The organism is Bacteroides sp. (assembly GCA_036351255.1).
GTDB lineage: Bacteria > Bacteroidota > Bacteroidia > Bacteroidales > UBA7960 > UBA7960.
Genome location: JAZBOS010000052.1, coordinates 46,570 through 61,812, shown reverse-complemented (window position 1 = coordinate 61,812; position 15,243 = coordinate 46,570). Strand labels below are relative to the sequence as shown.

Here is a 15,243-nt window from a genome sequence, read left to right as displayed (position 1 = left end):
TTAAGATAGCGGTCCTGCGCCTAATTAACTGACGCTACTTTCCGGTCAAACCTGCGCTTAAAGGCTTCGTTTACATTTTGGCAGGAGTTGCCCACTTTTTCCAGGGTAAACTCTTGGTAATAGGCCGGATTAAGACTCCGGCTACCAGAATATTTTATCGGTATCACCAACCTGGTGTTGTATACAGGGTTGTCTTCCGGGTCAAATTTTCCTTCATTGGCAGGATGATTGCGTATAAACCAGGAGCACACCTCATATTGCCGGTAAATACTACCCCAGGTATCGCCACTGCGAACCACATATTCCACATCGGCAGGAAGCGTCCGGTCTGCCGCCTCGTCCCCAGCTTGTTCATCTGAAGTTACCGAAAGGGTATCATTTTCAGCGGCAGTCTCCTGCGAAACACGCACATTCACCGGCTTATTAGGGTTGACCAAAAAGAGGTCGTAGAACATATAGGCCAAAATTAGGATTCCCAGTCCGATCAAAACATTGCTAAGCACTTTATTTTTAGGCCTGTCTTCAATTTTGGCCTGAATGCGTTCTTTAACGGAAGGCCCTGCAGTAGTTTTCCCAGCCGCAAAACTGCGTTCGGTTTGATCTAGATTATAGAAAGCAATGAGTTGGGCGGCGGCAGGCTGTTCAGTTTTGATCTCCCCGGCCAGTTTAATCAGGCGCTGCAACTTGGTATGGGTGGGCATGCTATCGGCCATCACCGTGCAGAAGGCTTTGTCACGCATCAATGCCCAGGTTGTTCCGGTGCCTAAAAACAATTGGTCGCCGTCCACTGGCACCAGAGCCTGTTCGCAAAGGGCCGGCTCGGCCAGTTGTTTCACGCCCAGGTATAAAATGGAGCTGGTTTTAGAAAGGGGTTCCCCACTATCGGCCCCTTCTTCCTTTAAGGGCCAGGTGAGCGGATAACGCCTTTTACCTGTATAAAGGAACAAAGATACCTCGCCCATCCAGGCGTAATAAGCCTTTCCATCCTGAACCAGCACACACAGCACACTGGCCTTTTCAGCCTCCACACCCTCCTTCTTACGGGTCATCTCATAAACAAAACCATTGGCATAGACCAGCGCATTGCGGACTGCTTCGCGCGGATCATCCAGCACTTCATTATCTAAATAATAACGTACACGTTCGTTGATCACCTCACACAACTGCTGATCCCCTTCCAAAACCTTTTCAGAACCCGAGACGACAAACGCAAAACCATTGGCCGTCTCAAAATCCTGAAAACAATGGAGCACTGGATAGGTTTCTGCATCCGTGTTATGCAATCCGGCAAATTCAAAGTTTTTTAATTTTCTGGTAGCCATAGCTTTTCGATTTCAATCAAATAGAAACATTCTTTTCCTGGGAATGGGGCATGCCAATATATAAAAAATTTTGGGATTTATTGACCCCCTTCACCCGCCTGTTGGGCCAGCAGGAGAAAATCCTCCAAATTCATCTGTTCCGGTCGCCTTCCCGCAAAATCAGCCGGCAAGGCTTCCCAATTGATATTCACACCTCTCAGACTATTGTGCAATGTTTTTCTGCGCTGGTTAAAGGCAGCCTTCACCACGATAAACAGCTTGCGGGCTTCACAGGGCAACGCCTCATCTTTCCGCTGCATCCTGATAACGGCCGACTTCACCTTGGGGGGCGGATGAAAGACATGTTCATCCACCTGGAAAAGATATTCCACCCTGTAAAAGGCCTGGGTCAGGACGCTCAGAATCCCATAGGTTTTGTTTCCCGAAGGGGCGGCAATGCGCTGGCCCATTTCCTTCTGAAACATACCCACAAGTTCAGGCACCAAATCCCTATGCTCAAGAACCTTAAAAACAATCTGGGATGAAATATTGTAGGGAAAATTACCAATTATGGCAAAGGGTTCTCCCTTGGCAATGCCGGGAAGCGACATGTGCAGAAAATCGGCCTCCATCAGCCTGTCAGCAATAGCGGGAAAATGCTCTTTCAAATGGGCAATGGAATCGCGATCGATTTCTACCCCATGCCATTGGTATTCTTCATGGTGGATCAGGAATTTTGTCAACACCCCGGTACCCGGTCCTATTTCGAGTATCTTTTTGTATTTTCCAAACCCGGTAAGACTGCCGGCAATTTTTCGTGCGATGTTTTCATCGCGCAGGAAATGCTGTCCCAGGAATTTCTTTGGTCTGACGGGTTGAGGCATAAAGCATTAATTTACCATTCCGTCTCTTAAGGCCCTGAAACGGTTGCGGGCAGCCACAGCATTCAGGCTTCCGGGGTAATCCGACAGCAGTTGCTGATATAGGGTCATGGCACTTTCAAGTCTACCAAAAACTTTTTCCTGGAGGTCAGCGCGCCTGAACAGGGCCTCGTCGGCCAGCAGACCCTGGGGGTAGGTCTCCACGATGCGGTTAAAGAGTTGATCGGCCTCTTCAAAATTGTTTTGGGTAAGCATGATCTGTGCACGGGCAAAAAGCACATCATCGTGAATCGCATGGGTTGGAAATATCCTGGTGATAGAGTCAAATACCTCAAGGGCTTCCCCATAGTGGTTCATAAAGGTAAGCAATTCGGCCCGGGCATACATCTGGAGAGGTTCCGTATTGCCATCAGATCCAACATTATCCTGGATGCGAAGGGAGAGTTGCATGGCATCGTTGGCAATCAGCCTTGAGGTTCCAGCCTTCAGGACGTCAAGCTGTGCCTTCGCCCAATCAAACTCACCGATATAAAACGAAAGGCGTGCATTCTTATATTTAGCTTCGTGGGCAAGCGGATCATCCCTAAACCTTTTGTCGACCTGTGAGTAAAGCAAGGTCGCATCCCAAACCTGCCCGGAAAGCAACAGGATATCGGCCAGTTCAATGCGGCATTCGGCTTTGATCCGATTATTCACATCGGGCATATCCAGGGTGGTTTCCAGCAATTCAATGGCAGTTTCAAGTTTTCCCATGTAAAAAGCCTGCAGGTTAGCCAGGTTACGGATCAGCTTAACGGTCTCGGCCTGAGTCCCAAGCTCCTTAAGGGCTGCTTCATAATCGGCTTCAACCTTCAAAAGGTCTTCTCTGCTATAATCATACGAAGAAGTGACCTCCTTGAACCTTGCATCAAGGAATCCAGTCAGCGCATCCATATAATGCAGGTTATCTGGTCCCTTGTCGAGGAGGTATTGAAAGGCCTGACTGGCAATGCCATAGTCTTCATTGGTGGCAGCCAGTTGGGCCACTTCAAGCACCAGTTCACCTTCCTGGCGGAGGCGGCGGTCGAGGGCACGCGCCTGCATCAGGGCGATCCGGAAATCCTTTTGCTGTAGCGAGAGCCAGAGCAGCATCTCAGAATATAGAGTGTTACTTGGATTTTCCTGCGTTCGTGTCAACAGCACCTCATGCAAGGCATCATTCCTTGAAAAGTCAGGGTCATCGGTAATGGCATCCTGCAGGATGCCCCTCACCTGTTCGGTGGCCGAAGGAGTAGCTTCCACATAATCGATGTATTCACCCATCATGGCATTCAGGTCACCTTTACGCCTGTAAAGGGGTGCCAGCTTCAAATGAACGGGGTAGTTACTGCCCATCAGGCGGCGTCCACGAAGGTAAGTGTCGATTGCCAGGTCAATGTATCCGCGATTTCCGAATGCTTCTGCCTGGGCCACAACCCTGCGGGGATCAGCCTGCATCTCTTTCATAATGCCGTCAAACTGCCTTTGCATTTTCCGGGTTTCTCCGGCGCGGTCGTACACCCATCCCAGGTCTATTTCAAAACCAACCTGATCGGGCTGTTCGCGCATACGGTTTCTCACCAGGCGTTCAGCCTTGCGAAAATCCTCAAGGGCAAACAAGCATTCCAGGTAGTTGCTGTAGGCCACCGGATCAGGGTTTTTATCCATCAGGGCTTCGTAAAGGGCCGCAGCCTTTTCATAATCGCCCTCCCTGAAATACTGGGCAGCCAAAAGCTCGTCGGTTCTGTCCTGTGCAATGGCCGGAACGGCCATCAGCACAAAAGAACCCAGTATGAATGCGAAGAACAGCTTTTTCATTTCAAAGCAGGGATTGCGTTACCTGTAAAACGCCTGCAGGTACCAATTGTTTTGCCGGTAAGGGCACGAATGCACTATGCGATCACCTCAAAACCAGTATAAGGTTGAAGGGCTTTGGGAATACGAATGCCTTGAGGTGTTTGATTGTTCTCGAGCAATGCAGCCACGATGCGCGGAAGGGCCAGTGCACTTCCGTTCAGCGTATGGGCCAGAGTGGTCTTCCCATCCTCGCCGCGAAAGCGGAGTTTCATGCGGTTCGACTGGAAAGTCTCGAAATTGGAGATGGAGCTTACCTCAAGCCACCTTTGCTGGGCGGCCGAATACACCTCCATATCGTAAGTCAGGGCCGAGGCAAAACTCAGGTCGCCCCCGCAGAGCCTGGCTACCCTGAAAGGCAACTCCAGCTTTTGCAGCAAGCCCGAAACATATTTCACCATTTCATCCAGAGTGTCGTAACTCTTATCAGGGTGGGTGATCTGCACGATCTCCACTTTGTCGAACTGATGCAGGCGGTTCAGGCCCCTGACATCCTTACCGTAAGACCCGGCCTCACGCCGGAAGCAAGCCGAATAGGCGGTGCTCATTACCGGCAGATCTTGCTGACGCAGGATCATATCGCGAAAAAAGTTGGTCACCGGAACCTCGGCCGTTGGGATTAGGTAGAGGTTATCGAGCTGCACGTGATACATCTGTCCCTCCTTATCGGGAAGCTGCCCTGTTGCATAGGCCGAGGCTTCATTCACCATCAGCGGTGGCTGGTATTCGGTATATCCTGCCTCCACGGCATTGTCGAGGAAAAAGCCAATGAGTGCCCTTTGCAGGCGCGCCCCCTTGCCTTTATAAACAGGGAATCCAGCGCCTGTGATACGGGTGCCGCATTCAAAATCGATAAGGTCGTATTGCTTCGCAAGCTCCCAATGGGGCAAAGCCCCTGTTGCCAGGGCGGGAATTTCTCCCTCCGAATGAACGATGGTATTGTCTTCCGACGATTTTCCGACAGGCACGCTGCCGTGAGGAAGGTTGGGCAGCTGTAACACCAGTTTGTCCTGTTCGGCCGACAGGCCTTCCAGGATCTCCTGCAGCGCCTTCACCTGTTGCTTGAGCAGGGCGGTGCGTTCTTTCAGGCTTTCTGCCTCCTCCCGTTTGCCCGATTTGAACAGGGCACCGATGTCGCGGGCCAGCTGATTGCTCTCGGCCAGGGTGTCATCCAGGCTCTTCTGCGTGCGGCGGCGTTCTCCATCCACTTCCAGAATGCGGTCAATAATGGCGGCGGCATCAAAATTCTTTACTTTCAGGCGTTCAACCACCTCTGCCGGTTGGTTGCGGATGATTTGTATCTCGATCATAAGAAATTAGGCTTTTTGAAGATTGCAGCCTCAAAATTAAGAAGAATTCGCCGACTATGAGCAAGAAAGAAAGGTTAAGGTTGAGGTTCAGCCTGAGATTAAGGTTAGGATTGAGGCTGGGGGAAAAGTTAAGGTTGAGATTGAGAAAAAAATGGACGTTAACAATAAGCCTTTTACAAAAAAAGATTCCCGCCTTCCGGCGGGAACCCTTTGTATGGCGGAGAGACAGGGATTACTTCAAGTGATCCCTCAAGGGGGGTGGCTCATGCAAAGGGTTCCTTCGCTCCGCTCAGGTATTTTTTTATGTACGCACCCTCAAACTCTGTTTGGGATGCGTACATAAAAAAGGATTCCCGCCTTCCGGCGGGAACCCTTTGTATGGCGGAGAGACAGGGATTCGAACCCTGGGTCCGCTGACGCGGACAACGGTTTTCGAGACCGCCCCATTCGACCGCTCTGGCATCTCTCCTGTTGTGGAACAGCCCATGGCTGTATCCTAAAAAAAAATCCTGCAATGGCAGGATTTAAGATTCCTTGCGGTAGCCTTTATTCGGCAGCGGCAACAGGCTCAATGGAAACAAAAGACTTGTCTCCGGCTTTCTTTTTGAAAACCACCTTGCCATCAACCAGGGCAAACAGGGTGTGGTCCTTGCCCATTCCCACGTTATTACCGGGAAAGTGGGTGGTGCCTCTTTGCCTTACAATAATGTTGCCGGCAGTGGCCAACTGGCCGCCAAATACCTTCACGCCGAGACGCTTGCTATGCGATTCGCGGCCGTTACGTGAGCTACCAACTCCTTTCTTGTGTGCCATATCGTTTTATTTTTTCTGTTTGCAAATACCTTAAGCAACGATCTCTTCGATTTGGATGTGGGTCAGGGGCTGACGGTGGCCGTTCATCTTCTGATAGCCTTTCCTTCTCTTCTTCTTGAAAACCAATACCTTGTCGGCCTTAACGTGGGCCAGTAACTTGGCTTTCACCTTGGCGCCATCCAATACGGGGGTACCAATCTGTACCTTATCACCGTCGGCCAGCAACAACACCTTGTCAAATTCAAGCTCTGCACCTTCATCCTGGTGGATAAGGTTTACATAAAGCTTCTGATCTTTGGCGATCTTAAACTGCTGCCCGCCTATCTCAACAATTGCGTACATTTCTATTTTGATTATGATGTTTACTTCAAATATTGGGGTGCAAAGATAGAAAATTTTTTCTCAACCAACAATGCCTTTTTATAAAAATGGTCAAATATTATTTTGAAGTTGTGGTATTTAAACATTTCTTTCAACCCAAAAGCCTGCTGCCAGGGTTTATTTTCAATGCCGAAACCAAGTCTATGAGCCCATTTCTTTAGTTCTTTCAGGCCCTTTCCCTCCTGCCCTTAACCAGTCTGCGAAGCAGCCCCGGCTGCCGGTTAGCCATATAGACGCCCACCAGGATAAGGGTAATCCAGAGCAGATAAACCAGCAGGAAGGCTTCCCCGTCGAGTACCCCCCAGAAGATGCTCACGATGGGCATCATATAGGTTACTGTAGAGGCAAAGAGTGCTGAGGTTCGCCTGATCAGCCAGTTGTGCATCACCATGCTAATTGCCGTACCAAAAATGGCCAACAAGGCCACATACCCCAAACTGATCCAGTTCTGTCCACCAACGACCATTTTCTCAGCAAATCCCGTTCCGGCAAACAGGTAAATGACAGCAGGAATACCAATGATGGTGAAGACCACCGAGGTAATGGTCACGGCATCAAAACCCACCAGGAACCTTTTGATGATGTTCATGTTAAGGGCATAGAAAATGGTGGCAAGCACAATGATCAACCCGTATAGGATGCCGTTGCCCAGGGCGGGGTCGTGCACAGCGGTGAGCAGCCCCACGGCGCCCACCAGCCCGAGAACCACCCCCAGCACGTTGATCCAGCGGGTACGGATACCAAAAAACATCACGCCCACCAGCAGGGTAAACAGGGGTGTAAGCGAATTGAGCACCCCGGCCAGGTAACTGTCGATGCGCGTCTGGGCAATGGCAAACAAAAAGGGCGGCACCCCGTTGCCCACCACCCCCGCAAGGGCAAAATACTTCAACTTGTTTAAGGGTACTTTCCTGATCCGTCGGAAAACAAAAGGCACCAGCACCGCAAACGAAATGCTGATTCGCAGGGCGCCCAGTTCCATCCCCGTAAACGAAACCAGGCCCTTCTTCATCAAAATGAACGAGCTGCCCCAGATGAGCATCAGCAACACCAGGACCATCCACTCCTTCAGGCCGGGTTTAGTTTCTTCATTCAAAGTCATCTGGGATTTTTGCGGGGCAAAGGTAAATAAATTCTGGTTCGGGAATCCTTTCTGGAATATCCCAACGCGCCCTATAAATAAAAATTTTCGCACCTTCCAGCCTCTTTTTGCTAATTCAAACCCCTCCTTTACTCATTATTGCACCCTCAATATCAATAAATCCCTAAATTTAGAAAAAATTAAAGGGCTCAAAAGTGAAAAGGAATTCTACCACAATTCCGATTGCTTTGCTATTGCTTTCGTTAACGTTGGAACTTTCTGCCCAATTCGGGGGAGGGCTCGCTCGTGAGGCAGAAACTTTGTATTTCAGACATTTCACCAAAGAGGAAGGCCTGCCATCTGATGTGGTTCGCTGGGTTTCACAGGACGTAACAGGCTATCTCTGGATTGCCACCGACAACGGGCTAGCCAGGTATGATGGGCATTCGATGAAAGTTTTCGGGCACAACCCCGAAGATCCCACTTCACTTTCCGAAAATTTAATTCTTGCCTTATATGAAAGCAGCGACTCCCTTTTGTGGGTTGGCACCAATAATGGTTTCTCTATTTACGATCCTGTTTTTGATGTTTTTACCAATTACCACCCCTTCGCCGTCGAGGGATATCATTTCCCGGCGGTAGAGGTTCATTACTTTTTTGAGGACCCTGATGGCAGCATTTGGATTGCCACTTCCAACGGTCTGGCGCATTTTGACCGAAAAAACGACAGAATTAAATGGATGCTTCAGGCAGATGAAAAAAGCCTTCCAGACGAAAGCCTCCTTTCATGGGTTTACCAGGTTGATGCCCACCCACGCAACAAGGATCAAATCGTGGCAAGCACCCAGGGAGGCATTTTATTCATTGATAAGAAAACGCATTCGGTTTTTCTGGAACCCGAAAAGGATACCAGTCACCGACCCGCTTCTCAGTCACTGTTTTTCGACGGTGACTCAGTGCTTTGGACCGGCGAATGGGCCACGGGACTAAAAAAACTAAACTTGGTGACCATGGAGTGGGAAATATTTACTATTTCTGATAAAGACCTTCTCACCATTCTTTTTATTGAAAGGAAAAACGATGAGGAGCTTTGGCTTGCAACGGTTGGTGAAGGCCTTGCGGTTTTCAACAAAAGGACCAGGACCTTCAGGTCTTATCCAAAATCCGATACCAACCCCAGGTCATTGCTGTCGAACTATCTGCAATGCAATATTTTAATTGACAAGAATGGGGATTTGTGGGTGGGTGGTAAGGAAGGCCTGAATTTTCTGGACAATTCCTACCGTTCGTTTCAAAGGCAGGTTTTGCCTTACGGAGTTGAAACAATACGAAGCATTTTCAGGGCCGAAAGCGAAGAGATGCTTTACCTGGGTACTGACAGCAGGCACAACATCATTTTTAAAGATGTACAAACCGGCGATTGGGGCTTTATAAAAGATTCGGAGGATGTAAAACCCAATGCAAGAATTTATTCCATTTTCCGCGACCATAGGGGCGTAATCTGGGCCACCAGCCTTAGAAACCATTTATTGTATATTGATCCGGCAAGCCAATCTTTAAGGGTGTTTCGTGACGGTGACAACAAATTCATCTCCTTTAATGACACCACTACCTTTCTGCGCGAGCTCGTGGAAGATCAGAACCATAACCTTTGGGTTTCGGCCCCGCGCCATGGTCTGATTCGAATTGGCAAAGACCGGAAAACAGTGCATTATCTGCAACATGACCCGGGCAATCCCAACAGTTTATTTAAAAGCAGGTACTACAACGACCTGATGGTGGACCACAAAAACCGGCTCTGGATTGGTTCTTACGACGGGTTCGGGGTTTATGACATTGAGACCGAAAGGTTTATTACGGAATTCCCCAATGAGATGAAAAATTTGGGTATCAGGAACCAAACCGTCCAGGGGTTTGCAACCGACAGTTTGGGAAGAATCTGGGCTTGCATTCCCGGCAAGGGGCTGCTTCGAATCACAGAAAACGAGGATGAAATTTCTTTAAAATTGTTTCACACGGTGCATGGGCTTAACGACCCCAATGTTTCGCGTATTGCCACCGACTCAAACCATAATTTCTGGATTATAAACGAGGGCTTGCTGTTTTTCAACCCCTACACCGAACAATTTAATGCCTTTGACAAAAGAAACGGACTGCATGAACTGAAATCACTCGACGACCGAATATTCATTGACTGGCAGGACAACATTTACCTGACTGGAAGCGGCGCTTATGAAAGCCAGAATGTGTCGGTCCTGAATGTTTCGAAAAACATTATAAACCTAATTATTGAGGATATTGAGGTGAATGGTGAAAGGATCATCCAACTTGGCCCAGGCCGGCACAATTCCTCTTTCATATTGAAGCCTTCCGAAAGAAATGTCAGGTTGCGTTTTACTGCTATTTGTTTTCAGGATGCCGACCGCATTCATTATGAATACCAGTTGCTGGGTTATGACGATCAAAAAAGCATAATCATAGCACCAGGCATGGCCAATTACACCAACTTGCCGCCTGGCAAATACCGCTTCGTGGTGAAGGCGGCTCACAGGGGTTTATGGTTTGACCAGGAAGCGGAAGTGGAATTCACCATTAAGCCCTTTTTTTATCAAACGACCTGGTTCTTTATTGCAGTTTTTTTAGTAGGCTTGCTGATAATTTTTGGGATTTTTCGCTATAGGGTAAGCAGAATAAAGAGTCAAGAAAAGATCAAATCAGACTTCGAGAAAAAGATTGCCGAAGTGGAAATGCAGTCGCTCAGGGCCCAGATGAACCCGCATTTTATTTTCAACTCGCTCAACAGCATCAACACCTTTATTTTAAAAAACAAGACCGAAGCCGCCTCGGATTACCTGAACAAGTTTGCCCGCCTGATACGCGCGGTTTTGAATAACGCCAAGCACAAGCTGGTTTGCCTTGAAGATGAATTGGATGCCCTGAAGATTTACTTGGAACTGGAGCAGCTCAGGTTTGACAATCGGTTTGATTTTTCCATAAAAACGGACAAATTTTTGGACACCAACCGGGTGTATGTGCCCCCCTTGCTTTTGCAACCCTATGTTGAGAATGCCGTGTGGCACGGCCTGCTTCACAAGGAAACCAGAGGCAGAATTGAGGTTTCAGCTCAAAAAAACGGGCAGCACATCATTTTTAAAATTCAGGACAATGGAGTGGGCAGGGAGAAGGCTGCCGAATTCAAAAGCCACTTCACGCCGCAAAATAAATCGGTTGGAATGTCGATAACAGCCGACCGGATAGCCATCATTAAAAGCTTATACAGCAGCGATGCAAAAATTTCGATTTCCGACTTACATGATCAAAACCACAAACCTGCAGGAACGAAGATCACCATCATGCTACCTTTGATAACCACAATTTAATTGCCATGAAAGCCTTAATTATAGATGATGAGCAACATTGTATTGATGCCTTGTCGATTTTGATTAAGAAATATTGCCCGCAGGTTACCATTGTCGACACCTGTTTGAGCGGCGAATGCGGTTTGAAATCCATCCAGACCCACCAGCCCGAACTCATTTTTTTAGACATTGCCATGCCCAAGATGAACGGCTTCGATTTGATCAGCATGCTGGAAGAGGTGAATTTCGAGATTATTTTCACCACTGCCTACGACAATTACGCCATCAAAGCTTTTAAGGTTAGCGCTGCCGATTATTTGCTGAAACCCATCGACCGTTTGGAACTGGTGCAAGCGGTAAAAACCGTTGAAGAACGAATTAAAATGAAAAAAAACTCCCAGGCCATTCACTCCAACACCGAATATTTAAATGTACTTCTTGAAAACTTGAAGCAGGGCAACAACCACTTTTCCAAAATAGCTTTACCTACCAACAATGGGTTGGAAATCCTGAACGAACAAGACATTTTATACCTGGTGGGTGACAGCAACTATGTGCATCTTCACTTGAAAAATGGGAAAAAACTGTTGGTTTCGAAAACCATAAAATATGTAGAAGAAAGGCTTCACGCCCATTATTTTTTCAGGATTCATCACTCATTCCTTGTAAACATTCACGAAATTGTCAGGTACAACAAAGGTGATGGCGGTTCGGTAGTGATGTCGGATGGAAGGGAGCTTTGCGTTTCGAAAAACAAGAAGGCAGAACTAATGACCATTTTGAAAGCCTGACTCCATTCGCTGTTTGCTAACCCAAACCCCCTGTTTACTAATTCATGATTGTCCGGCCTAAAAAGTTGGTTGATATTTGATTATGTCAGTTAAATCATAAATTCCGGGTATTATGAAAACAAAACCAATTGCACTGATTGTATCACTTGCCATTTTCAGCATGGGGTTTTTGCCTGCATGCGAGTCGGATGATGGCAGCATAGTGGCAACCAAAATTGAAACCTTCGTTTCTCTTGGAGGAGACGATGGCTACATTGAAAATTTATCGAACCGGGTAGTGCACGATTTTTACAGCCATTCACAAGGAAAGTCGCTTCTAATTGGCTGGAACTCCACTGGCCATTCTATGCGCAGCTTCATCAGTTTTGATGTTTCGGACATTATTCCCGGATCAAATCGCGAATTGATCATTGACGAAGCGATCCTTCAGGTCTACGAATCAAACACCAACATGCATCCTTTTGATGGCGCGGGCACAAGAGTTGTGAACTGTTTTATGGTCATGTATGGTTCGCTCGAGGCTTCTGCTTACGACCTTATTTCCTATAACGATTGCGGAACCATTGCCAGCTGGGGTTATAACGTATTGAAGGAATACCCTTTGAACCTCACCACTACATTAAACAACTTCATCAAAACTTACCCGAGTATAACCAAATTTCAATTCAGGCTTCAATTCATTCCCGATGGCAATGTAAATCTCCCCTCTCCCCTTTCAAGCGGCATCTGGGCCATTTTCTCGGGCGATGAAACCGCCAGGCCGGACTACCGTCCACAGCTTACCATTAAGTATCATTATAAGAACAAGGAATAATTCGGCATGCTGAATAACATAAAATCTTTTACCATGAGTACTCCCAAAAAACCCTTCCGCTTCCTGCTCGTAATACTATTTACAACTATCCTGGTATTGGCCAACCATGCTTGCAAAAAAGACCAGGGTGAAGACCCCCAGCCACCAGTAACCGATATAGATGGCAATGTTTACGAGACCGTAAAGATCGGATCGCAAGTTTGGATGAAAGAAAACCTCAAAACCACAAAATACCGCAATGGAGACCTCATACCCAATGTAACCAACTGGACTCCCTGGCTAATAGCCACGGAAGGCGCCTTTTGCCATTATGAGAACGTGGCTTCCTGGACAGATACTTACGGGCTTCTTTACAACTGGTTCGCAGTGAATGACTCCAGGCAACTTTGCCCCACAGGCTGGCACGTCCCCACAAAAAATGAATGGAACACCCTGGTAAATTTTGCTGGCGGAGAAAATGAAGCAGGCAACAGGTTAAAAGAACAGGGAACAGTCCACTGGAATGGGCCAAATACAGGAGCATCAGACACTTACGGGTTTACAGCAATTCCGGGTGGTTATCGAACCGGAGCTTTTAACTCTCCCGGCTACTATGCCATTTGGTGGAGTTCAACGTCTGAAAGCCCTGAGGATTCCTGGATACTGACCCTGATTGCAAATAACAGCAACGCCTATATTGAACGACAGGGAAATATTGCCGGACATTCAGTTCGGTGTGTAAAGGATTAAGAGAAAGGACTAAAAAAGCTGACATCCAGCGACTTTTCGCAACCGTTAACTGAATAAGAAAAATACACACCAATTGCTCATTCAAAATGCTTGTTTGCTAATTCATCTTTGCGATAAAATTTGATATGTCGCAAATTTGATTAATCACATTTTTAATACCTGCAAGATGGCTTCCTCTTACTCCCGGAAAAGCATTTTGTGACAATTCACCCAAAATGAAACACAGCTATCAAACTTGTTCTTTGTTGCTGGTCTTGTGGGTTTTCTGCCCGATTCTGACCTCAGGGCAACAACTGGAAGGGCTGGGCAGCCAGCAGGCCTTTTCCTTCCGTGGCAATTTCTCTGCTAATCTTATTGGCTACAATGCAAATGGAATAGTTGCGCGGGGCGACCCGTTCTCGCTGATGCTTTCAGCAAACGCCACAGCCTCCTTTTACGGCATTTCAATGCCTTTCAGCTTTCGATTCAGCAATAAGCGTGCCGATTACACCCAGCCTTTCAATCAATTCGGGCTGAGCCCTTCTTACAAATGGGCCAAAGCTCACATCGGTTACAGCACCGTAAATTTCGGCAACTACACAATGGGCGGACACAAGTTCCTGGGCGGTGGACTCGAATTGAACCCTGGTAAATTTCGCTTCGGCTTTGTTTATGGCCGTTTCAAAAAGAGCACCACAGCTGATGAGCAGGCCATTGACACTACCAGCACACTGACGCGCAAGGGGTTTGCCACCAAAATTGGAGTAGGTTCCGAAAAGACATTTTTCGATGTGATAGTACTAAAAATCAAAGATGATAGCACCACCGTTATACAACCCAGTGGTCAGTACATTCCTCCGGAAGAAAACCTTGTAACGGGCTTTAATACCCGAATTCAGCTTTCTGAAAAATTCTCCTTTGAAAGTGAAATGGCATTGAGTGTTTACACAACTGATGCATCAACAGTGCCAATTGAAAACTTTGATGATTTAGAAAACAAAAAAATCTATAAGGAAGCTGAGCGTTTTATGGCCATTAACCAATCAACGGATCTGCTTACAGCCATTCGCTCTTCGGTGAATTATTCCCAGAAAAATTTCAACACCCGGCTCGAATACCGCCGTATTGATCCTGGTTATAGATCCATGGGCACCTATTACCTTAACAATGATATTGAAAACATTACCATTGCCCCGGGTCTTTCGCTAATGAACCGAAAGCTTAACCTCAGGGGAAGCTTAGGCCTGCAGCGCGACAACCTTCAAAATACCAAAAAAGCAACCTCCCTGCGCACCATCTCCTCACTCAATGCATCCTACAATCCTTCACACATTTTTGGCATCGATCTGAACTACAGCAATTATGCCTCCAACCAACGCGCAGGTAAGGTTCCCCTGATCGACTCCCTTAAACTTTTTCAAACCACCCACAACCTCTCAATAATGCCAAGATTAATGTTTTCCGGTTCGAAATATAATCATATGTTAATGCTGATGATGGGCCGAATGGAACTAAGGGACTTTAATGAATCCACAAGTCATTTTACTGAAAATCAAGCCCTTTTGGCAAACTTTAATTACAACATCAGCCTCCTTCAGCAAGGGCTTTCATTTCTGATCGGGGCCAATTACACCGAACTTGAGAATAGCCTGATTTCCAGTGAAGCCATCGGGCTTACCTTTGGAGCCTCCAAAACCTTTCTTGAAGGCAAATTATTGGTTGGCTGGAACAACAGTTTCATTAAAACCGACCAAGACTTGGGTAAAGGCCGTGTAATCAACAGTATGCTGAACTCAACCTACCAGGTGGCCAAAAACCATGCACTTAGATTCAACTTATTTTACATCAATTCCTCCAATCCTGACGGGCTTACCACACAAAAATTCAACGAATTGAAAGGAGACATGACCTATGTTTTCACATTTTAAGCAA

General features: G+C 47.2%; 12 protein-coding genes and 1 tRNA gene. 5 read left to right on the top strand and 8 right to left on the bottom strand.

The genetic code is table 11. The features are described 5' to 3' along the window. Window positions 1-20 precede the first annotated feature (20 nt). The 8 genes from V2I46_04660 to V2I46_04625 form a co-directional block, all read right to left on the bottom strand. Entirely contained in the window at window positions 21-1,322 is a 1,302-nt protein-coding gene (locus V2I46_04660; protein ID MEE4176781.1) for a hypothetical protein, read from the bottom strand. A gap of 77 nt (window positions 1,323-1,399) precedes the next feature. After that, complete coding sequence (gene rsmA, locus V2I46_04655; protein MEE4176780.1) at window positions 1,400-2,185, bottom strand: 16S rRNA (adenine(1518)-N(6)/adenine(1519)-N(6))-dimethyltransferase RsmA; 786 nt, start codon at window positions 2,183-2,185, stop codon at window positions 1,400-1,402. Window positions 2,186-2,191: 6 nt separating this feature from the next. Further along, entirely contained in the window at window positions 2,192-4,018 is a 1,827-nt protein-coding gene (locus V2I46_04650) for a tetratricopeptide repeat protein (GenBank protein MEE4176779.1), read from the bottom strand. 74 nt (window positions 4,019-4,092) lie between these two features. After that, window positions 4,093-5,364 (bottom strand): serine--tRNA ligase, encoded by a 1,272-nt coding sequence (serS, locus tag V2I46_04645; protein ID MEE4176778.1) that lies wholly within the window; start codon window positions 5,362-5,364, stop codon window positions 4,093-4,095. A 379-nt stretch (window positions 5,365-5,743) separates the two neighbouring features. Further along, window positions 5,744-5,833, bottom strand: a tRNA-Ser gene (locus tag V2I46_04640). Window positions 5,834-5,910: 77 nt separating this feature from the next. Further along, window positions 5,911-6,177 (bottom strand): 50S ribosomal protein L27, encoded by a 267-nt coding sequence (gene rpmA / locus V2I46_04635; GenBank protein ID MEE4176777.1) that lies wholly within the window; start codon window positions 6,175-6,177, stop codon window positions 5,911-5,913. Window positions 6,178-6,207: 30 nt separating this feature from the next. Then, on the bottom strand, window positions 6,208-6,519 hold the full coding sequence (gene rplU / locus V2I46_04630; protein ID MEE4176776.1) for a 50S ribosomal protein L21: 312 nt from the start codon (window positions 6,517-6,519) through the stop codon (window positions 6,208-6,210). Window positions 6,520-6,724: 205 nt separating this feature from the next. Beyond that, on the bottom strand, window positions 6,725-7,654 hold the full coding sequence (locus tag V2I46_04625) for a DMT family transporter (protein ID MEE4176775.1): 930 nt from the start codon (window positions 7,652-7,654) through the stop codon (window positions 6,725-6,727). Window positions 7,655-7,854: 200 nt separating this feature from the next. Here V2I46_04625 and V2I46_04620 point away from each other — a divergent pair, with 200 nt between their 5' ends. The 5 genes from V2I46_04620 to V2I46_04600 all read left to right on the top strand — a co-directional run bounded on the left by V2I46_04620 (window position 7,855) and on the right by V2I46_04600 (window position 15,239). Beyond that, entirely contained in the window at window positions 7,855-11,019 is a 3,165-nt protein-coding gene (locus V2I46_04620) for a two-component regulator propeller domain-containing protein (GenBank protein MEE4176774.1), read from the top strand. A gap of 5 nt (window positions 11,020-11,024) precedes the next feature. Then, window positions 11,025-11,789 (top strand): LytTR family DNA-binding domain-containing protein, encoded by a 765-nt coding sequence (locus V2I46_04615; protein MEE4176773.1) that lies wholly within the window; start codon window positions 11,025-11,027, stop codon window positions 11,787-11,789. Between the two features lie 112 nt (window positions 11,790-11,901). Further along, window positions 11,902-12,603 carry a hypothetical protein gene (locus tag V2I46_04610; GenBank protein ID MEE4176772.1) on the top strand — a complete coding sequence of 234 codons (702 nt, stop codon included), beginning with the start codon at window positions 11,902-11,904 and terminating at the stop codon, window positions 12,601-12,603. Window positions 12,604-12,636: 33 nt separating this feature from the next. Further along, window positions 12,637-13,332, top strand: a complete 696-nt coding sequence (locus V2I46_04605; protein MEE4176771.1) for a fibrobacter succinogenes major paralogous domain-containing protein — start codon at window positions 12,637-12,639, stop codon at window positions 13,330-13,332. A 215-nt stretch (window positions 13,333-13,547) separates the two neighbouring features. Continuing rightward, entirely contained in the window at window positions 13,548-15,239 is a 1,692-nt protein-coding gene (locus V2I46_04600; GenBank protein ID MEE4176770.1) for a hypothetical protein, read from the top strand. The last annotated feature ends 4 nt before the right edge of the window (window positions 15,240-15,243 follow it).

Bases quoted from the DNA above. Each gene is read 5' to 3' on its own strand.
- V2I46_04660 (MEE4176781.1), bottom strand. From the start codon at position 1,322: ATGGCTACCAGAAAATTAAAAAACTTTGAATTTGCCGGATTGCATAAC.
- rsmA (MEE4176780.1), bottom strand. From the start codon at position 2,185: ATGCCTCAACCCGTCAGACCAAAGAAATTCCTGGGACAGCATTTCCTG.
- V2I46_04650 (MEE4176779.1), bottom strand. From the start codon at position 4,018: ATGAAAAAGCTGTTCTTCGCATTCATACTGGGTTCTTTTGTGCTGATG.
- serS (MEE4176778.1), bottom strand. From the start codon at position 5,364: ATGATCGAGATACAAATCATCCGCAACCAACCGGCAGAGGTGGTTGAA.
- rpmA (MEE4176777.1), bottom strand. From the start codon at position 6,177: ATGGCACACAAGAAAGGAGTTGGTAGCTCACGTAACGGCCGCGAATCG.
- rplU (MEE4176776.1), bottom strand. From the start codon at position 6,519: ATGTACGCAATTGTTGAGATAGGCGGGCAGCAGTTTAAGATCGCCAAA.
- V2I46_04615 (MEE4176773.1), top strand. From the start codon at position 11,025: ATGAAAGCCTTAATTATAGATGATGAGCAACATTGTATTGATGCCTTG.
- V2I46_04610 (MEE4176772.1), top strand. From the start codon at position 11,902: ATGAAAACAAAACCAATTGCACTGATTGTATCACTTGCCATTTTCAGC.
- V2I46_04605 (MEE4176771.1), top strand. From the start codon at position 12,637: ATGAGTACTCCCAAAAAACCCTTCCGCTTCCTGCTCGTAATACTATTT.
- V2I46_04600 (MEE4176770.1), top strand. From the start codon at position 13,548: ATGAAACACAGCTATCAAACTTGTTCTTTGTTGCTGGTCTTGTGGGTT.